General features: G+C 52.4%; 15 protein-coding genes. 10 read left to right on the forward strand and 5 right to left on the reverse strand.

What is annotated here, in order from left to right; genetic code table 11:
- Positions 1–83 precede the first annotated feature (83 nt).
- Entirely contained in the window at positions 84–431 is a 348-nt protein-coding gene (locus tag LX87_RS19760) for a DoxX family protein (RefSeq protein ID WP_111630011.1), read from the reverse strand.
- A 151-nt stretch (positions 432–582) separates the two neighbouring features.
- On the opposite strand from LX87_RS19760, the gene LX87_RS19765 reads away from it, so the two are divergent.
- Complete coding sequence (locus LX87_RS19765; protein WP_229310739.1) at positions 583–1,380, forward strand: SDR family oxidoreductase; 798 nt, start codon at positions 583–585, stop codon at positions 1,378–1,380.
- 14 nt (positions 1,381–1,394) lie between these two features.
- Here the strand turns inward: LX87_RS19765 and LX87_RS19770 are convergent, their stop codons facing one another.
- The 3 genes from LX87_RS19770 to LX87_RS19780 form a co-directional block, all read right to left on the reverse strand.
- A complete protein-coding gene (locus LX87_RS19770; protein WP_111630012.1) occupies positions 1,395–2,567 on the reverse strand; it encodes a glutathionylspermidine synthase family protein in 1,173 nt (390 codons plus the stop codon).
- 100 nt (positions 2,568–2,667) lie between these two features.
- Positions 2,668–3,144 (reverse strand): hypothetical protein, encoded by a 477-nt coding sequence (locus LX87_RS19775; protein ID WP_111630013.1) that lies wholly within the window; start codon positions 3,142–3,144, stop codon positions 2,668–2,670.
- A 74-nt stretch (positions 3,145–3,218) separates the two neighbouring features.
- The gene (locus tag LX87_RS19780) at positions 3,219–3,677 is read right to left on the reverse strand and encodes a cytochrome B (RefSeq protein WP_111630014.1); all 459 of its coding nucleotides are present in this window, start codon (positions 3,675–3,677) and stop codon (positions 3,219–3,221) included.
- Between the two features lie 156 nt (positions 3,678–3,833).
- Between LX87_RS19780 and LX87_RS19785 the strand changes: the two genes are divergently transcribed.
- On the forward strand, positions 3,834–4,136 hold the full coding sequence (locus tag LX87_RS19785) for a DUF4286 family protein (protein WP_111630015.1): 303 nt from the start codon (positions 3,834–3,836) through the stop codon (positions 4,134–4,136).
- A 62-nt stretch (positions 4,137–4,198) separates the two neighbouring features.
- On the opposite strand, the gene LX87_RS19790 is transcribed toward LX87_RS19785, so the two are convergent.
- Positions 4,199–6,481, reverse strand: coding sequence for an efflux RND transporter permease subunit (locus LX87_RS19790; RefSeq protein ID WP_310587923.1), 2,283 nt, complete (start codon positions 6,479–6,481; stop codon positions 4,199–4,201).
- Positions 6,482–7,016: 535 nt separating this feature from the next.
- Here LX87_RS19790 and LX87_RS19795 point away from each other — a divergent pair.
- The 8 genes from LX87_RS19795 to LX87_RS19830 all read left to right on the forward strand — a co-directional run bounded on the left by LX87_RS19795 (position 7,017) and on the right by LX87_RS19830 (position 19,558).
- Positions 7,017–9,323 (forward strand): glycosyltransferase family 4 protein, encoded by a 2,307-nt coding sequence (locus LX87_RS19795; protein WP_229310740.1) that lies wholly within the window; start codon positions 7,017–7,019, stop codon positions 9,321–9,323.
- A gap of 100 nt (positions 9,324–9,423) precedes the next feature.
- A complete protein-coding gene (locus LX87_RS19800) occupies positions 9,424–10,911 on the forward strand; it encodes a glycoside hydrolase family 130 protein (protein WP_211325350.1) in 1,488 nt (495 codons plus the stop codon).
- A gap of 564 nt (positions 10,912–11,475) precedes the next feature.
- Entirely contained in the window at positions 11,476–14,709 is a 3,234-nt protein-coding gene (locus LX87_RS19805) for a SusC/RagA family TonB-linked outer membrane protein (protein WP_111630018.1), read from the forward strand.
- 28 nt (positions 14,710–14,737) lie between these two features.
- Positions 14,738–16,297, forward strand: coding sequence for a RagB/SusD family nutrient uptake outer membrane protein (locus tag LX87_RS19810; protein ID WP_111630019.1), 1,560 nt, complete (start codon positions 14,738–14,740; stop codon positions 16,295–16,297).
- Between the two features lie 148 nt (positions 16,298–16,445).
- On the forward strand, positions 16,446–16,835 hold the full coding sequence (locus LX87_RS19815; protein WP_111630020.1) for a VOC family protein: 390 nt from the start codon (positions 16,446–16,448) through the stop codon (positions 16,833–16,835).
- Between the two features lie 81 nt (positions 16,836–16,916).
- Positions 16,917–17,387: a hypothetical protein gene (locus LX87_RS19820; RefSeq protein ID WP_111630021.1), complete on the forward strand. Its 471-nt coding sequence runs from the start codon at positions 16,917–16,919 to the stop codon at positions 17,385–17,387.
- Between the two features lie 45 nt (positions 17,388–17,432).
- Positions 17,433–17,810 (forward strand): hypothetical protein, encoded by a 378-nt coding sequence (locus tag LX87_RS19825; protein ID WP_111630022.1) that lies wholly within the window; start codon positions 17,433–17,435, stop codon positions 17,808–17,810.
- Between the two features lie 119 nt (positions 17,811–17,929).
- The gene (locus LX87_RS19830) at positions 17,930–19,558 is read left to right on the forward strand and encodes an ArnT family glycosyltransferase (protein ID WP_229310741.1); all 1,629 of its coding nucleotides are present in this window, start codon (positions 17,930–17,932) and stop codon (positions 19,556–19,558) included.
- Positions 19,559–19,571: the final 13 nt, after the last annotated feature.

A 19,571-nucleotide genomic window follows, 5' to 3' on the forward strand; every position in this document is an offset into this window, starting at 1 on the left:
TCCGGCCCGGCTGAAATTCAGAATTTTATTTTAGGGACGATTGCTTTCTGGACTGACTTTTTCAGCCGCCCGGCCTGAACCGCTCAGGTAAAGCGCCACGCCCACCAGATCAGAACGGCCTGGAGCGGGAGCCTCCCCCAGCGAATCCAGGCGGGTATACTGGCGAATTTATCCGCCGTTGCCATGTAAACATTGGCCGGAAAAACCGCAATCAGCAGCAGAATCAGCCCCCAGGCCGCCAGCGAACGGGTTGCCGGAAACAGCAGCCCGACGCCCAGCACCAGTTCGGCAATCCCGCTGAGCAGCACCATCAGGGAATGATACGGAATGTAGGGCGGCATGATGCGGAGGTAGGGTTCAGGCCGGAAAAAATGCAGAAAGCCCGATACAATGTAAACGGCGGCAATGCTGTAAAGACTCACGTTAGTCATGTATGCTAGAGATGGTTTACGCCGGACAGCCGGGTGTAATCGGCTTTACACGATGTTTTGCGTAGAAAAGTGAGAATCATTTCGAAAATTTTCTAACAAAAAGGGCAGGGTTCGGGTAAAGTAGAATAGAAACACATAAGTCGCTGGTGACATGATGAGTCAAGATAAAGAATTTACCGGAAAAGTAGCATTAATAACCGGAGCGGGTTCGGGAATCGGCAAGGCAGCCGCCCTGTTGCTGGCCCGCCAGGGAGCCCGGGTAGCCGCCTTGGGCCGCACGGACGACGAATTGCAGGAAACCGTCCAGCAGATTCAGCAGGAGGGGGGCGAGGCTATGGCCGTGCTGGCTGACATCTCGAAGCCCGACGAAATGGAAAAGGCGTATGCGAACGTACAACGTCAGTTTGGCGGACTGCACATCGTTTTTGCCAACGCCGGTATCAACGGGGTTTGGGCGCCCATCGAAGAACTCGAGCCGGATGAGTGGGATAAAACCATGAACATCAACCTGCGCGGTACGTTTCTGACGCTGAAATACGCCATTCCGCTGTTGAAGGAAAACGGTGGTTCGGTTATCATTACGGCTTCCGTGAACGGCACCCGGATTTTCAGCAATACCGGGGCAACCGCCTACTCGACCACCAAAGCGGGACAGGTCGCCTTTACCAAGATGGCCGCGCTGGAACTGGCCAAACACCGCATTCGGGTCAACGTCATTTGTCCCGGTGCGATTGAAACCAACATTGATGAGAATACCCAGAAACGCGATCTGGAGTCGGCGAAAGAACCGGTTGAGTTTCCGGAAGGCGTCATTCCGCTGACCGACGGGAAACCCGGCACCAGCGAGCAAGTGGCCGAACTGGTTGCTTTTCTGGCTTCCGACCGGGCCAGTCACATCACCGGCACACCAATCTGGATCGACGGAGCCGAATCGCTGCTGATGGGGTAATCGGTATAACGGTTTTACTCCACGATGTGCCCGACAAACTGTGCGCCGTTGTCCAGAATAACGCCCCCGCGCCGGAAACCCAGCCCGCAGCCTTCGCCCGCGAAGAATACCCCGGCCTGATACCGGTTTCCGGCGGCATCCGTCGACAGTTCGATGTATTCCTGATAGATTTTGGGGTAATCGCTATAGTCTCCCTCGGCCTCAGCCGTCACCTGCCCCCGTTCATCTACGATGCGAACGTTGGCCCCTTCACGTCCGAATAGCACTTTTTCAACGTAGGGCCGGTCGGGTAGCGGTTTGGTGTCGGTCTGGAGCAGCAGTGGGTGATACGGGTACAGTTCCCACAGAATTTTCAGAATGTATTTTGATTGAAACAGCAGCGAATAGGCCGGGTTAATAACCACCACCTGCCGACGGCGCACGGCTTCGGTCAGGATGTGGGCCAGATCGGACTCTTCGTAACCGATATATTCCCAGGGGATTAGTTTAAACCAGAAATTGAATTTATCAAACTGGCCATTCTCCGGATTCTGTTTAAAAATGCCTTCGTTGTCGGAAAACTCAACCCGGTCGATGTATTCAAAATCGACGGTAAAACCGGCTTCGCGGGCTGCTTCGCCCAGAACCGCCACGTTGCTGTCGTCTTCCGGAAAACCGCGCATGGCCGAGAGCAGCAGCGTCGGTGGCAGGTCGCCGTTTTGCTGCCGAATCTCGCGAAACTGGCTCACCAACGTTTCATATACGGCGTTGAACTGGCGCTTTTCGTCCAGACCGTTGGCGCGCAGGTGGGCATACTGTACCACCGCCGTTTCCGGAATACAGGTGGCCGTATCGGCATTGAACTCGATGAGTTTGATGGGCTGACCGGCAATACCGCCCGCGAAGTCGAAACGCCCGTACAATTGAATGTTTCGCTCGTCGTTCCAGGAGAGCTTAATCAGTTCGACCAGGTTGGCCGGAATGCCCAGTTCGCTGAACCGGTTGTTATCGATGACGTGCTGCCCGGCTTCGACCAGCATTTCAAACAGTTGGTTGGCGGCTTCGTAGTAGGCGTCGGCTTCCTCCGGGCTCACCACCACGGCTTCGTTGGTCAGGTAGGCTAACGTGTCGGTGCCGAGCATCCAGTTCCAGCCGATGTTGCGAAGTTGCTGATCCGGCGAAACGGATAGCGGACGGGTTTGAATCATGGTGTGTGTTGGGTTTTATGAACGGTTGCTGGTTGACAGGTTACGACGAGCGGGATTTATCATGCTTCGTCTGTAAACCGAAAACTATAACCAATCGTGTTCAAAACCGATGGAAAATGGATGAGCGGTTGGCGATAAAATAAATGCTGAGTCCGGTTAAGAGCGCAGACAAGCCTTCGCGCATGGGCCGGTCGGGTGAAAAGAAAATCTGGCTCCGCTGCACCACCGCCCGTGGTTCGCCGTCGGCGTTGCGCCAGATCCAGCGGCTGCGAAACAAACCGGATGCATTAAACCGGAGTTTGCGCCCGTCTTCGAAGGTGACTTCCCGGCGTCCCCACCAACCCGTTCGGACCGTCGCAATCAACGAACCGTCTGCTTCCGATACGGTCAGAGCCGCAAACTGCGTTTTTCGTTCAAGCCAATACACGCCAAAGCGCGATTCAATGGTCGCCCGAAAGGGGGTGTTGATGGTCAGGACCGCCTGCGGAATGCCGAGTTCCGAGTAAATTTCGTACCGTTCCGCCCGGGTAGGCTGAACCCAGGTCAGAACGGTACGGTGCTGGGATGCCGGGTGCATTGTCGAAAAGATGAGCGTAATTCATCAACAACGAACACCCCCGTTGCTATAGTCTGTTGGTCAGGAGGCCATTCTTAAAACCAGCCTGCACCGGGAATGCGGGAAGGCCAGGGGATGGATACCAGAATGAGGAGCAGGCCCAGACCAAAGAACACGAAAACCGTACGGTGTTTCTGGATGGGGCCGCTGAGTCGGCGGGATTTCGACCGGCCAATGGTAATCAGGACCACCGCGATGAGCATTCCGGCGATGTGTTCAACGGTATAGAAACGGTAAATGCTTTCGCGCATGATGCTGCCAAAATCAACGCCGGTGCCCAGGGGAACCTTCGGACTGATGAAGTACAGAATCAAGCCGATCAGAAACTGTGTATGCGTGGCAATCAGGGCAAACAGGTAGAGTTTGTTGTCACCTGGTGTGTACTCATCGTGGGCCTGCCATTTGCGGAACGCCGTAACAATAGCAGCCAGTAACAGAATCAGTACAATCCAGCGGAGTCCCGAATGGGCATGTAGTAAAATATTGTAAAACATGGAGCGAGTAGTTTTGTCTCAGGCAAAGAAACAACATTTGCGGGTACGACGGATGAGAATCCCCGTAAGATTATGGACAAAACCGGTGAAATTGGTGTTATTCGTTTAGCGGAATGTAATTTCCGCCAACCTCTATTCTCTAATTTTCTGATTTAAATGATTCTTTACAACCTGACAGTTAATATTGATAAGGCAGTTGAGCGGGAGTGGCTGAAATGGATGCGGGGTGAGCACATACCGGCAGTTATGGCCACGGGTCTGCCGCAGGCGTATAAAATTCTGCACCTGCTCACTGAAATTGATAACAACGGCGCTACGTACACCTTTCAGTATACCTTTTCGAGTAAACTGGATTTCTTCCGGTTCCAGAAATTCCACTCAGATGAATTGTTGGGCCAGCTTCAGGAGCGGTATGGCAGCCAGCACGTCACGTTCCAGAGTTTGCTGGAAGAGGTGTGACGACAAGCTAGGGCGATAAACCGCAAAAAGCCCACGGTTTTTGGCCGTGGGCTTTTTGCGGTTTATACTGCACTTTCGTTGTTGGCGAATGCCTTCGGGCGGGTGCGTTTGTCAAGCGATAACAGGAAGGCCGGAAGCAGAATGAGGTTGGCGGCCATGCCCATCAGCAACGTAATGGACACCAGAACCCCCAGCGCCACGGTTCCCTGGAAGGTGGAAAAGGCAAAAATTGCAAAACCAGCGAAGAGGATAAAGGCCGTGTAAATCATGCTGATACCGGCCTGATGAATGGTGTTGGTGATGGCTGCCGAAATGCCCAAACCGCGCCGGAGTTCTTCGCGGTACCGGGCCACGAAATAGATGGTGCCATCGGACGCAATGCCGAACGCAACGCTGAAAATCAGAATGGTAGACGGTTTTAGCCGGATGCCGAAATACCCCATAATGCCCGCCGTAATGATTAAGGGCACGATGCGCGGCAGGGAGCAGATAAGAATAGTACGTACATCGCGGAGCAGCAGCGCCAGCAGTGCCGTAATCAGGATGACGGCTAGATAGACGCTCTCCTTGAGGTTATCGACCAGATATTCGTTGCCTTTCGTAAAAATGGCGCTGCTGCCCGTAATCTGAACGTCGTACATATCGCCATTAGAAACCCGCTGGCCGGTTTCGCGGTCGATGTTGAAAATGGAGTCAACTTTGGGTTGCAGGGTCGTCAGCAGTTCCCGGATGCGAACCGTGCCCACGTCGGCCATCTGAAAACTGACGCGGGTATACCGGCGGGTGCTGTCGAGAAACCCTTTAAAGACGTTGCCCTGGCCTTTCATCTGGGGGGCATAGGCGGCCAGTTTGCTCATTTCCAGCGCTCCGGGCAGCACGTAGTATTTCGGGTCGCCCCCGCGATACCCCTGGTACAGAAATTTGGCCGCTTCCACCACCGATAACGGGCGCGTAAATTCGGGGTACTTCTCAAACTCCCGTTGCAAAAGCCGCATTTTGGTGAGTGTCTGGGGCGTCAGAATCCGGCCCGGCTGGCGGGAGTCGATGGACACCTCGAAGGGCAAAACGCCCCGGAAGTTCTTCTCGAAAAACTTGAGGTCGGTATAAATCGGATCGTTCTTCGGTAAATCATCCACCACGTATCCCACAGCTTTGATCTGCATGGCCCCAATCAGGCTGACAACCACCAGCATACCAATAAACGCATAAACCACCCGTCGGCGGTGATGCACAGTCCGGTTCACCCAGTTGAGGAACGAAGCCACCCAGGGGCTTTCCATCTGACCACGCTGTTTGGAAGACGGTTCCGGCAAATAGCCAAACACAATCGGAATCAGGATCAGGCAGATCACGTAGGTAACCACCACGCCCAGAGCCGCCACCAGCCCGAACTGGGCGAGCATAGGACTGCTGGCGAAGTAAAAAACAAAGAAACCAATGGCGGTGGTCACGTTGGCGAAAAACGTCATTTCGCCGATGCGCTCCGTGGCCGTGTTCAGTGCCCGGACTTTATCGCCGTGCTGGCTGAATTCTTCGAAGTATTTATTGATAAGAAAGATCGTATTCGGAATTCCGATAACAATGATCAGGGGCGGCAGCAGGCCCGTCAGCAGCGTGATTTTGTAGCCGAACAGGACCAGAAAGCCCAGCGACCAGACCACCCCGACGCCCACAATGCTGATAGCCGCCAGCACGGCTACAATCGAGCGGAAGAAAAACAGCAGAATCAGGGCCGTTACGCCAAACGCCAGACCCATGAACAGGACCATCTCGTTGCTGACTTTTCCGGTAAATTTGGTCCGGATATACGGCATACCCGACATATGAACCGGAATCTTGAACCGATCACCGAAGGCCCGTACTTTCTTTTCAATTTCCAGAACAATACCGATGCGATCTTTGGTATTGAGCTTTTTCTGGTCAAACGTCACGGCCATCAGGTGGGATTGACCGGCGCTGTCGGATACAAAACCGTGGTAAAACGGCAGCGAAGCAACCAGTGACCGAACGCTGTCGGCTTCGGCCTGGGTGGTGAGCGGGAGCGGAGAGAGGGGCAAAACCTGAAACTGCCTGAGGCTGTCGTTGCGCACCAGACGGAACAGACTGGCCGCCGACAGCACGGCCTGGACGCCTGGTGATGTCCGGATATCCTGATTCAGCGCGTGCCAGCCGTTGAAAACCGGGAGTTTATATAAATCCGGGGTCTCAATCCCGATGACCATAACGCTGCCATCTTCGCCAAACCGTTTTTTAAACGATTCGTACAACTCAAAATCCGGGTCGTTGGAGGGTAAAATCCGGGCCACCTCGTAGGAGAGCTGAATTTGGGTGACCTGGTAGGACATGAATACAGTCCCAATAAAAATGGCGATCAGGAGAGAGATGCGGTTTTTTAAAATAAAATCCGAAAGGCGGTGCCAGAACATCAAGAACGAACGAAAGATAAGGCCGCAAGGTACTAAAAGCGAAGGATTTTTGGAAAAACAACCTGCGGCTTTGAAAACCGGGTGGACTTAATCTTTTCTTTTTAGTGGTTAGCCCCTGAAATACGATTGAAGAATCCGGAAATATACAATTTTTAAACAAAGCCGGTTTTCGAGTCGCAGCGTTGAATGATTGGGGCGGTTACAACTGCGCTCATTGCCGATAGAAACCGGATACAGACAGGAAAGACCCGGCCAAAAAGCAGGCTCCGAAATAAAAGGGCCAATACTTTCTAAAACAACTGTGGCATTTTCCAAGTTTGATAGGTACACACACCTGATCGATTTGGAGCATTGCTCTTTGTTCCGAAATCAATTCATTACCCGGATAATTAACCTTCTATTATTTCTCGAAATAATGATGAATTATAACCTACCCCAAAACGTAGCGCACCCTGTGAACGTGCCCACCAGTGTTGCCTTCATTGGTGATTACCTACCCCGTCAATGCGGTATTGCTACCTTTACTTCCGATCTGTATAAGTCGTTTACCAGTTTTTACCCGGAGTCTTCGGCCATGGTCGTGTCAGTCAACGATGTGCCGGAGGGCTACGATTATCCCGAAGAAGTTCGCTACGAATTTTACCAGCACGACCTGAATTCGTATAAAAAAGCCGCCGAGTTTCTAAACTCGATGAACACCGAAGTGGTCTGTCTGCAACACGAATATGGTATCTACGGCGGTCCGGCGGGCAATTACATCCTGACGCTGCTGCGTAACCTGACCATGCCCGTCGTTACAACCTTCCACACGGTTTTGCGGAATCCCGATCAGGATCAGCTGATGGTCCTGAAAACAATTGCCGATCTGTCGGCGCGGGTGATTGTGATGACCGAAAAAGGCCGTCAGTTCCTGAAAGACATTTACGAAGTACCGGAGGACAAAATTGATGTTATTTCGCACGGGATTCCGGATATGCCCTTTGTTGATCCGCATTTCCACAAAGACCGGTTTGGTATTGAAGGCAAGCAGGTGCTGCTGACCTTTGGCCTGCTGTCGCCGAACAAAGGCATCGAAAACGTAATCAATGCCCTGCCCCGGATTGTCGAACGATTTCCGGATACGGTCTATATCGTGCTGGGCGCTACTCACCCCAATCTGGTCCGCGATCAGGGCGAAACCTACCGCGACAGCCTCAAGAAGCTGGCCGAAGATCGGGGCGTTAAAGACAACGTTCTGTTCTTCAATCAATTTGTTGAGCTGGATAATCTCATGGAATTTCTGGGCGCTGCCGATATTTACATTACGCCTTACCTGAATCCGGCCCAGATTACGTCCGGAACGCTGTCGTACGCGTTTGGTTGCGGAAAAGCCGTGGTATCAACGCCCTATTGGCATGCCGAAGAACTACTGGCCGACGGGCGCGGGGTTCTGGTGCCGTTTAACGACTCGGACGCCGTGGCCGACGAAATCATTAACCTGATGAGCGACGATTCGCTGCGGCACGGTATGCGGAAAAAAGCGTACATGATGGGCCGGAACATGATCTGGGAACGGGTGATGGAACGGTATGTGTCTACGTTTGTGCAGGCTCGCCAGCAACCCATTGCGCTACCCGGCAATCCGCAGTCGCTGATGAACGGCAGTGGAAACGGAACCTATAAATTACCGCCCATTCGGCTGGATCATCTGTATCGCCTGTCTGATTCAACGGGCATTATCCAGCACGCCCGCTACCATTTGCCGCACTACGAAGAAGGATATTGTACCGACGATAACGCCCGGGCGCTCATTCTGACCGTTCTGGTGGAAGAAGCCGGTCTGGGCGACCAAAAATTGTCTGAGCAGGCCGACGTGTATGCGGCATTTCTGAATTATGCCTACCTTCAGGGGCGGGGGCAGTTCCGGAATTTCATGAGCTACGACCGGCGCTGGCTGGAAGAAGTTGGCTCCGACGACAGCACGGGCCGGGCCATCTGGGCGCTTGGAACCTGCGTGGGGCGCACGGCGGATAAAAACCTGGTCACCTGGGCCATGCCGATGCTGCATCAGGCGTTGCCGTCGCTCGTTGACCTGCCTTCACCCCGGGCCTGGGCGTTCGGAATCATGGGTGCCTGCGAGTACCTGAAACGCTTTGGAAACGACCGGCTGGTTAAAACCATTCTACAGCAATTGGTGGATAAAATGCTGGTTCGGTACAACGACAGCAAATCCAAGGAATGGCCCTGGTTTGAGGGGTATCTGACCTACGACAACGCCAAGCTGTCGCACGCGCTGATTTGCGCCGGTGAAACGTTGCAGGATGCTACCGTAACCAATATTGGTGTGAAGAGCCTGGACTGGCTCATTAGTCTGCAAATGAGTGGAAGCAGCGCGTCTAATCTGGGATATTTCCAGCCCATCGGTACCAACGGTTTTTACATCAAAGGAGCTGAACGGGCGTATTTCGATCAGCAGCCGCTCGAAGCTCAGGGGTCGGTATCGGCCTGCCTGGCGGCTTACCGGACTACGAAAGATGCCATCTGGCTGAAGCGGGCCACCAAAATTTTCAAATGGTTTACGGGCCACAATGATCTTGGTTTGTCCATTTACGACCCCAATACGGGCGGTTGCCGTGACGGTTTGCACGTAGATCGGGTTAACCAGAACCAGGGCGCGGAGTCAACGCTGGCGTATTTGATGGCACTGACGGAACTTCATCTTACTCAAAAACAAATTTCGGGTACCGAAATTGCAAATGCGGCACTAACCTTGTTAGTTTAAACAGTGAGGCAGATACACCGGGGGATTGAATCGGATCACCAAAATGGCCCATTCAATCCCTCTTTACTTTATTCATTTTCTGTCCGTCAAGATTTGTTTTATTATGATAAAAGCAACTCGTACCGGTATTGTATTACGTCCTGATCCTACCCGTGTTCTTTTTCGTCCGTTTGAACTCAGCAGTTCAACCCGTGTGCTGAAAATTATTGCCCGCGTTAATGCGATGACCGAACAGGAGGTGGAACGGAAACTAAATGAGGTGATCCGTGAGTTTGGCAGCCGGCACTATAAACTGGAACGGTTTTTTCTGAAACGGTTCAATCATATTAAGCCCCAGCTACTGACCGACGAGCCGTTGACGATGGAGCGAAAACTGCTGCTGGGGGCCTACTTCACTATGGAATACTCGCTGGAATCGGCCGCGCTCTTCAATCCGTCGATGGTCTGGCACCCCGATCAGACGAATGTGCCGCCGGGCTTCCGACGGTTTATTCTGAGTATGCGCGCTACCGGCGAAGGCCATATTTCGTCCATTACCTTTCGGATGGGCTACATTGATCAGGAGAGTAAAATCATTCTGCGAAAACCGTCGCGCTACGTTACCTCGCCAGAAATTGTGCCTAACCATCGGTTCAACCGGGCCCGGTTTGAACGCAAACTCTACGAACTTCGGATGTCGAATTCCATTTCGGAAATGATGATGAGTGGTTTAGGGGAGGAGTTTGCGCTGGAAGAAATGGAAGACCGGCTGAAACGCATCCTGAGTCAATACCGTCATCATGCAGAATATGAGGCTATTGCCAGTAGCCTGCGGACCCTGGCCCGTTCCAACTACGAGCTTGATTTTGATGAGGACCAGAGTCTGGATGAACGTTGCATTTTCCCGACTTCGCCCAATGAAACCAACGGTATTGAAGATGCCCGCTTTGTGCAGTTTGTCGACGACAATGGCGATGTGACCTATTATGCAACATATACGGCGTATAATGGACAAGTTACCTTCCCGCAACTGCTCATGACCAAAGACTTTACTCATTTTAGCGTCAGTACGCTGAATGGAGCGGAGGTGCAGAATAAGGGCATGGCGCTGTTTCCCCGGAAAATCAACGGGAAGTACGTAATGCTTTCGCGGCAGGATGGCGAGAACATCTACCTGATGTATTCGGACGATCTGTATTTCTGGCAAACCAAGGAAATTCTGCTGAAACCAACTTACCATTGGGAGTTTGTGCAGCTCGGCAACTGCGGTTCACCCATCGAAACAGAAGCCGGTTGGCTGGTTCTGAGTCACGGCGTGGGACCCATGCGGAAATACGCCATCGGGGCTTTTCTGCTGGATCTGAACGATCCTTCAAAAGTAATTGGTCGGACGGTTGAGCCGCTGCTGAGTCCAGACGAAAATGAACGGGAAGGCTACGTGCCGAACGTCGTCTACAGTTGTGGTGGGCTGATCAACGGCAATGAACTGGTCATCCCGTACGCTATGTCGGATTACGCCAGCAGTTTCGCTACGGTCAATGTGCAAGAACTGCTGGATGTGCTGACGGGCCGCCAAAAAGAAGTAGAAGTAAACGTAGAAAATAGCTGATTTTCATCCTGTCCGGTTTCTGCCGCTCCCCACTGTGATGGTGGGGAGCGGTTTTGTTTTTATAGGGTTTCAGCCGGAGCCACCGGGCGGAAAGAGATAATCCAGCACCACAGATATGATATTTTTTAGGAATTATTTCTGCAAAATAGGAAGAAATGTACTCATGATTTTATCCCAGTTAGGCGCTGCACGGGTCGATTATTTTTCGTAGAGCGACCAGAAGAGAAAAGCAGCCCCCAGCCGTGGCATCCTGCCTACTGCTTATCGGATTATAAGACGGCTTTCATATGCGCTACATACGGTATAGTGTTGGTAATGAATGAGTTGATGAAAATGGGGCTGCGTTAATCAGAATAAGCTGGATGAGGGGCTTCAGGCGTTAACTAAATCAGCTTATTCAGGAAATTCAATTCAGTGAATGATTTTTAATTTTTTTTAAGAATTATAAGAAATAGTAGGTAATTACGTGGATTCAATTCGTTAGATTTGCCAAAAAAATCGCGTTTATTTCCTATTAAACTACCAGTCTATTTATCAACGCCGTATCATACGGTACAGAAATCTATGGTGAAACACCTACTCCCTCCAACTCAGCTTGGCAGGAAGTTGAGCATTCGCGTGCCTCAACTTTTGTTAGCGGTACTCTGCACCAATTTCGCGCTTGCTGCGAAAGCCCCCGAACGGAGCTTATCAGGTAAGAACTTTGTGTCAGTCAAACTTGTTGACCGGACGCTTACCGGTAAAGTAACGGACGAAACCAACTCTCCGCTGCCGGGTGTTAGTATTGTTCTGAAAGGAACCCAGCGTGGAACCGTAACCGATGCCAACGGTGCGTATAAACTTGATGTTCCGGACAATGGCGGAACGCTGGTTTTTTCGTTTGTTGGGTACCTGTCACAGGAAGTAAACGTCGGAAACCAGACTTCGGTGGACGTTAGCCTGAAAACCGACGACAAAGTACTGGAAGAGATTGTGGTCATTGGGTACGGTACGGCCCGGAAAAGTGACCTGACCGGAGCCGTAAGTTCCGTGAAGGAAGCCGAATTGAAAGAACGCCCGACGGCTTCGCTTACGCAGGCGCTGTCTGGTCGTATGCCCGGTGTACAGGTCAACACCAACTCGGGGCGTCCCGGTGGCCGGACTACCGTCCGCATCCGTGGGTTTAGCTCCATCAACTCATCGAACAACCCGCTTTATGTGGTAGACGGTGTGATGCTGCCGCAGGGAAACCAGAGCCAGTTTAGCTCGGCCATTGACTACATCAACCCCAACGATATTGTCTCGGTAGAAGTATTGAAAGATGCTTCATCGACGGCTATTTACGGGGCTCGCGGTGCCAACGGGGTTATTCTGGTCACCACCAAGAAAGGAAAATCGGGCGAAGGTCAGGTTACCTACAACTCCGATTTCAGCGTGAACACGATTGGGCCGAACCGCCCCCGGGTCTTGAACGCCAAGGAATATCTGGAGGTTGAAGATCTGGCTTATGCCAACATCAAGAAATACGATCCGGCGGGCTGGGCGGCTGGCAAATACACGAGCCTTGACCCGATTGCCCGCAGAAGACGGTTCAGCGAATTACGTCCGGGTGTCTTCGATGCCAACCTGAACCCGCTCTACGATACCGACTGGTTTAAGGAAACAACCCAGAACAAGCTTTCGCAGAACCACCAGTTAGGATTCAGCGGTGGTAACGAACGCACCCAGTACTCCTTGTCGCTCGGATACCGCAATGACGAAGGATTGATCAAAACGTCGTATATGCGCCGGTATTCAGGCCGCTTTACGATTGATGATCAGGTCAAAAAGTGGTTGAAAATTGGTGGAACGTTGAGCTACAACAACCAGAGCGAAAACCTGGTGGATATCAACGACGCCGTTGCCCGTCAGATTGTAGAAGATTTCCCGTTCCTGCCGGTGAAATACGCTGATGGCACCTATGCCAGCAACCGTGACTACCCGAGCGCCGAGGGTTCGTTCAGCTCGATGCACCGACTGATGGACCGGCGGTATATCCTGAACACGCAAACCACGCTGGGAAGCCTGTACAGCAACATTACCTTTGCGAAAGGGCTGGAAATGCGGACGGTATTGGGTGTCAACCTGATGACCCAGGAAAACAACGAATCGCAAACCCGGACGCTGAACCCCGGTCAGTTTGGTAACGCGGCCAGCCGGAACCGCCGGGAGAACTTCTGGTCACTGGAAAACTATCTGACGTATAACAAACAGATCAGCGACAATCAGAACCTGACGGCGATGCTCGGTTTGTCGTGGCAGGAGACCAACTTCTTCAATATGTCGGCGACAGTTCAAAACTTCGCTACGGACTATTTCGGATTCAACAACTTAGGGGCCGGGGCTACCAACCCGCAAGTGGGGTCAGGTGCATCACGGTTTGCGTTTAACTCGTACTTCGGTCGGGTGAACTACAGCCTGATGGAAAAATACCTGTTTACGGTAACGGGCCGGGCCGATGGATCATCGAAATTCGGAGCCAACCACAAGTTTGCGTTCTTCCCGTCGGCGGCTTTTGCCTGGCGTGTATCGGAAGAAAGCTTCCTGAAAGGCAATCCGGTTATTTCCAACCTGAAATTCCGGACCAGCTACGGGTTAACGGGTAACTCCGAAATTCCGCCCTATACATCACTGGCGCTGTTGAGCTCAAACTACTCAACTATCTACAATGATACACGCTTTAATGGAACGGGTATCGACCGTCTGGCCAACCCCGACCTGCGTTGGGAAAAAACGGCTCAAACCGACATCGGTGTTGAAATCGGCTTGTTGAAAGGCCGCATTAACCTGGAAGCCGATTACTACTATCGGAAGACCACCGACATGCTGCTCGATGCGCCGGTACCCCGTACCAGTGGCTACGCAACCATTCGTCAGAACGTCGGATCGATGCAGAACCAGGGCTTTGAATTTGCGCTGAATACCGTCAACATTGACCGGCCCGGCTTCTCGTGGAATACGACCTTAAACATCTCGATGAACCGGAACAAGGTGCTTTCGCTGGCTACGCCGTCGGACATCTTCAACGTGGGTGGTCCTAACTTCACCAACCCGACGAACATCATTCGTATCGGTGAGCCGGTGGGTTCATTCTGGGGTCTGACCCGTCTGGGTGTGTGGAGCGAAGCAGAGCGCGAAGAAGCCGCCAAGTTTACCAGCTACCGGAACAACCTGACCATGCTGCCGGGTGATATCAAGTACCTGGATGTGAACGGCGATAAAATTATCAACGACGCCGACCGGAGCATCATTGGTAACGGTAGCCCGAAAGGCTGGGGTGCTTTCACCAACAACGTTCGTTTCAAAAACTTCGATGCTACCCTGGAACTTCAGTTCATGTACGGCAACGACGTGATGCTGATGAACCTGCACGCCAGCGAAGACCGCCAGGCCCTTGCCAACAGCTATGCTTCTGTATTGAACGCCTGGAGACCCGACAATCAGAATACGCCAATTGCCGAAATTCGGGAGACTCGGGCAGGTTACGTAACCAACGTAGATAGCCACTGGATCAAGGATGGTTCGTTCCTGCGCGGTCGCAACCTGCTGTTGGGATACACTTTCCCGAGCCAGGTGACGGAACGGATTAAACTGAACCGGCTCCGGTTGTACGCGACGGTACAGAACTTCTTCCTGCTGGTTGATGACCCGATCGTTGGCGATCCTGAAGTAACCCCGACCAACCAGGGTGACGGAAACAGCGCCTTCTCGCAGGGGATGATCTGGCATAACTATCCGAAACCGACAACGTACATGCTGGGACTCCAGATTGGTCTCTAATTATTGATTTTTCAAAAAGAAACTCGCAATGAAGTATACAATCGTTAAAAAGTTGAGTAAAGTGGCCCTGATCGGTGCCATTTTGCTCGGCCCATCCAGTTGCTCTGACTTCCTGGAAGAACAGGCTCCCTCGAACCTGACTCCGGATAATTTTTATACCATTCCGGACCACGCCGAAGCGGCTCTGGCATCGGTCTATGCCAACCTGCGGTTTATTGGTGATGGTGCCAACATCTTCTCCAATAACTGGCAGTTGCTGGAAGCCATGACGGGGACCTCTACGACGGAAACCGCCCAGAACTCGGACCTGAACAACCTGTACAGCCTTTCCCACGATGGCAACACGATTCACGTGGTCCAATACTGGAACGGGCTATACCGGGTGATTGCGCAGGCGAATCAGCTCCTCGACCGGGTGCCGGGCATCACCATGCCGGATGCGCAGAAGACCAAAATCCTGGGCGAAGCGCGGTTTTTGCGGGCGTGGGCTTACTTTACCGCTGTTCGGTTGTGGGGTGATATTCCGTTGGTTACCAAGCCACAGACCATCGAATCGGAAGATTTTAAGCCAACCCGGACTTCTCAGGAAGAGATCTACAAATTAATCGTTGAAGATCTTCAGGCGGCTGAAGCGGCTGGCCTGCCCTGGATGGATGTGAGCGGACGGGTTAATCAGGCCGCCGTTAAAACGCAGTTGGCGAAAGTGTACCTGACGATGGCGGGTTTCCCGCTGAGCAAAGGGGCAACGCACTACAAACTGGCTGCCGATAAGGCCTGGGAAGTGATTCAGTATGCGAACGCCAACCCGAACAGCATCAACCTGTTCCAGACGTACGAAGAAGTCCACAGCGAAGCCACCGAAAACCGGTTGGAGCACCTGTTCATGCTGCAATACAACGCCATTGTAGCCACCAACCCGATGGATAACTTCTACGGAAACTTTAAGCCGATCAACTACAACGGTCCGACGGGAACGGGTAGCTCTGTACCGACAAAAACCTTCTATGATTCGTTCGAGAAGGGTGACCTGCGGACAAAGGACCAGGAGGGTTATTTCTACACAACGTACTTTACCAACGGTACGGGCGCACGGTTTGAATTGGGAGCACCGTATGTGTTCAAACACTTCAATCGTACTGCCAACGGGACATTTGGTGTGCCGGGCACCCGTTTGAACAACCTGAATGTGCCGCAGATTCGTTATGCCGAAACGCTGCTGATTTACGCCGAAGCGCAAAACGAAGTGGGTGGACCGACTCAGGCAGCTTACGATGCCATGAAGCGCATCCGCGACCGGGCCAAATTGACAACACCCGCGCTGGGAACCTACAACCAGGCTTCTTTCCGGGAAGCCGTTTGGCGGGAACGCTGGCACGAACTGTGCTACGAGCAGATCACCTGGTTTGATATGGTTCGTTTGCGCAAAGTGTACAACGAGAAAACCAACGGGTTCGACAATTTCGTGGGTCACGTCAACCTGAACACGAATAAAACCCTGGAAGCGAAACATTTGCTGTTGCCGCTGCCAAGACAGGAGATGCTGAACAACCCGAACCTGCGGCCGCAAAATCCCGGCCATCCTGAATAGGTAAGGAAACGCAGATCAACACAAGCCGCCCCGATTGACGCTGTCAGTAGGGGCGGCTTTGTTTTTAAGCGAAACAATCGTGTAACTTGATGCCCTTGCGGGGAACCGCTAACCCGTTTGGTTACAGACATCCTTTTTTTATTGTCAGATGAAACAGAACATTGCCCAGATTGCGCTCGTCGTTGACGACTACGACGAAGCGATTGAGTTTTACACCCAGAAACTAAGATTTACGCTGGTGGAAGATACCGTGCTGTCGCCGACCAAGCGGTGGGTTCTGGTGGCACCGCCGGGGTCAACGGGGTGTCGGCTTCTGCTTGCCAAAGCCGTCGATGAACTGCAAAAAAGCCGGGTAGGCAATCAGACCGGCGGACGGGTCTTCTTATTTCTGCATACCGACGATTTCTGGCGGGATTATAAACAACTGGTCGAAAATCAAATTGTATTCGTAAGAGATCCCACTAAGGAAGCCTACGGGACAGTAGCGGTATTCGAGGATTTATACGGCAATTTGTGGGATTTAATCGGGCCGGGCTGAGACCTTTGGATAACGAATTTCATAACCTTTTCTCTCCTCAGCAGTTATAGAAGAGTGGTCTTTCAACCAACGAACAACGGTATGGAAAAGGATAAAGAGATAAATGAAAAGGACATTGCCGCAATTGACAACCGCCACCGTGCAGATCAGGAAGATTCGGCCAATGCCATAGATAGTCGCGAAATTACCGGTGGTGAAGACGGTCGTAATGACCGGTTCATGGGCGGTATGGACATGGATAGCCGCAATGGTTTGCTGCGTTTTAACGATAGCGATGATAACAACAACAGCCCGGCGGAAGATATTACGGAGGAAGGTCAGAAAAGTGTGGTGAGTTCTGGCCCAAGAACGAATACGTCGATGGTTGATGTAACCACCCACGGACCGGATGATTATCCGTCGGCCGAAGATGTTCCGGTGCCCAATGCGCAGAAAGAAGCCAAAGAACAGGCGCAGGACGAGCCGGGGGCCGAAGTCGATCAGTCGGGGGGAAATAATGAAGATGAGATGTCCCAGAGCGGCACCTCAACCGACCACAAACCCGTTTATTAATCTTTGTTACAGGAATGTACCTGTAGCGCTTAACTCAATAACGTTATGAGCTTTTCAAGCAATTCTCGTAAAGAATCTACAGAGTCACACGCTGCCGAGCGGATGGGCAATACGCAGGGCCTTCCGCCGGGACAGGACCAACTGGCCAATACGGCTCGTGTTGGAGGGCCACTTCCCTCTGAAGCACACCAGTCAAACGACGTTGACGTGAGTGATATCCTGCCTGTAAGCGAGCAGAAAACCAAAAACGCAACCGAAACCAATAACAGCAATTCGGCCACTAACATGGTAGAAGTAACGGATGAATCGCTGGCCCGCGATGACGATGGCGGGCTCGGTGATTCAACATGGGCGGAAGACCGTGTACCCGGGGCCGACTGGAATCGGGATACGGAAGAGACAAAAGCCCTCGGTCATTCATAAGCGAATAGATTTGCACTTTTTTAAGCCCACCTCGTGTGGGCTTTTTTGTTGGACGGTGATTATTCCCGCCCGGTAGGTGCGGACGGATGGCAAATCCGTTCTACCTTTGCGGGATGCAAATGCCTTTTCATCAGAAACCGGTTTTCTGGCAACTGCTCAGTATCGCACTGCTGATTCCGGCTCTTTTTTCGTACCTGGGTTATCTGCCGCTGGATACCGGAACCGACGAACCACGCCGGGCGTTGGTGGCGCTGGAAATGATGCTGTCGGGCGATTACCTAACGCCGACGCTGAACGGTGAGCTGTATTTTAATAAACCACCCCTCTATAACTGGTTGATCGCTAGTTCGTTCCATCTCTTTGGGAACTACTCGTCGTTTGCGTTGCGGTTTCCGATGGCCGTTTCGCTGTTGCTCTATGGCCTGACGATTTATCTTCTCGTGAAACCGTATCTGGGCACTCGGGTTGCGTTTGCGGCTGCGCTAATGCTCATCACCAACACCCGGATTTTATTGTACGATTCGATGTTGGGCCTGATTGACATTACGTTTTCGTGGCTGACCTACACGGCTTTCATTCTGGTGTACCGCTTCGATCAGAAACGTAACTACTGGGCGTTATTTCTGACCACCTACCTGCTGACGGCTCTCTGTTTCCTGATGAAAGGACTGCCATCGCTGGTGTTTCAGGGGCTTACGTTGCTTGCTTATTTTCTGTATACGAAGCAGTTCCGCAGGCTTTTCAGTCCGGCGCATTTTGCCGGTATTGGTCTTTTTCTGCTAATTGTCGGTAGCTATTACGTGGCTTATTTTGATCGGAATAGCATTCCGCCGGAGAAGATCGTGGCGGTTTTGTTCGATGAGAGTGCCAAACGAACGGTGGTGAAGTTTGGCATTGTCGAGACGCTGCTGCACATGCTGACGTTTCCGTTTGAAATGCTGTACCACTACGCCCCCTGGATGCTGCTGGTGGTGCTGTTGTTCCGCAAAGGCGCTTTGGCCTGGAAGCGCCCGGAGAACCCATCAACGGATCGGCGGTTACTTGCCGGGCAGCCGTTTGTCTTTTTCAATGCCGTTGTCTTTCTGGTCAACTTTGTCATTTACTGGTCGTCTCCACAGGTATACGCCCGGTACCTGATCATGCTGCTTCCCCTGCTCTTTACGGTTTTTGCCTACGTGTATTACGAACGTACCTCGCCGACCGACTGGCGACGCCGGGGTTGGGAGGGGCTTTTGGGTACGGCCCTGGTGGTGGTAACGCTGGGAGCCTGGGTGCCGTTTTTCCACCCCGAAACGCAACAAATCGCGGGGCTGTGGTGGAAGTGCGGGCTGATGTTTGTGGGGCTGGGATTCATCACCTACCACTACATCCGGCAACCCGAACACCGGTTGATTATCCTCATTGCTTTTCTGGCGATGTTCCGCCACGGTTTCAACTGGCTGGTTATTCCGCCCCGGCTGGCGCACCGGCAGGAGTACAAAGACTCGTCGGAGCGGATTGCCCGGCAATCGCTCGGAAAGCCGCTGTACGGGTATAAAGAAACCATTGGCAGCGACGGGCAAACCGATGTAAACAGTTTTCACATTGAAGTAGTGCGCGGTGAAATTCTCCGAAAAACCGATCGGAAACTGCCCAACGCACTCTACATCGCCGACTCGGCCACGTTATCGGGTGAGCGGTACCAAACTCTTTCTGAATTTGACTTGTTTGACAGGCATCCGGCCAAGTTAGTTCGCTTTGAACCGTAGCGAGTAACACGTT

The organism is Larkinella arboricola (assembly GCF_003259745.1).
GTDB lineage: Bacteria > Bacteroidota > Bacteroidia > Cytophagales > Spirosomataceae > Larkinella > Larkinella arboricola.

Excerpts from the sequence above, each read along its gene's own strand:
- LX87_RS19815 (WP_111630020.1), top strand. The coding sequence starts at position 16,446 with ATGAAACAGAACATTGCCCAGATTGCGCTCGTCGTTGACGACTACGAC.
- LX87_RS19760 (WP_111630011.1), bottom strand. The coding sequence starts at position 431 with ATGACTAACGTGAGTCTTTACAGCATTGCCGCCGTTTACATTGTATCG.
- LX87_RS19775 (WP_111630013.1), bottom strand. The coding sequence starts at position 3,144 with ATGCACCCGGCATCCCAGCACCGTACCGTTCTGACCTGGGTTCAGCCT.
- LX87_RS19765 (WP_229310739.1), top strand. The coding sequence starts at position 583 with ATGATGAGTCAAGATAAAGAATTTACCGGAAAAGTAGCATTAATAACC.
- LX87_RS19820 (WP_111630021.1), top strand. The coding sequence starts at position 16,917 with ATGGAAAAGGATAAAGAGATAAATGAAAAGGACATTGCCGCAATTGAC.
- LX87_RS19825 (WP_111630022.1), top strand. The coding sequence starts at position 17,433 with ATGAGCTTTTCAAGCAATTCTCGTAAAGAATCTACAGAGTCACACGCT.
- LX87_RS19790 (WP_310587923.1), bottom strand. The coding sequence starts at position 6,481 with ATGTCCTACCAGGTCACCCAAATTCAGCTCTCCTACGAGGTGGCCCGG.
- LX87_RS19785 (WP_111630015.1), top strand. The coding sequence starts at position 3,834 with ATGATTCTTTACAACCTGACAGTTAATATTGATAAGGCAGTTGAGCGG.
- LX87_RS19805 (WP_111630018.1), top strand. The coding sequence starts at position 11,476 with ATGGTGAAACACCTACTCCCTCCAACTCAGCTTGGCAGGAAGTTGAGC.
- LX87_RS19780 (WP_111630014.1), bottom strand. The coding sequence starts at position 3,677 with ATGTTTTACAATATTTTACTACATGCCCATTCGGGACTCCGCTGGATT.
- LX87_RS19830 (WP_229310741.1), top strand. The coding sequence starts at position 17,930 with ATGCCTTTTCATCAGAAACCGGTTTTCTGGCAACTGCTCAGTATCGCA.
- LX87_RS19770 (WP_111630012.1), bottom strand. The coding sequence starts at position 2,567 with ATGATTCAAACCCGTCCGCTATCCGTTTCGCCGGATCAGCAACTTCGC.
- LX87_RS19810 (WP_111630019.1), top strand. The coding sequence starts at position 14,738 with ATGAAGTATACAATCGTTAAAAAGTTGAGTAAAGTGGCCCTGATCGGT.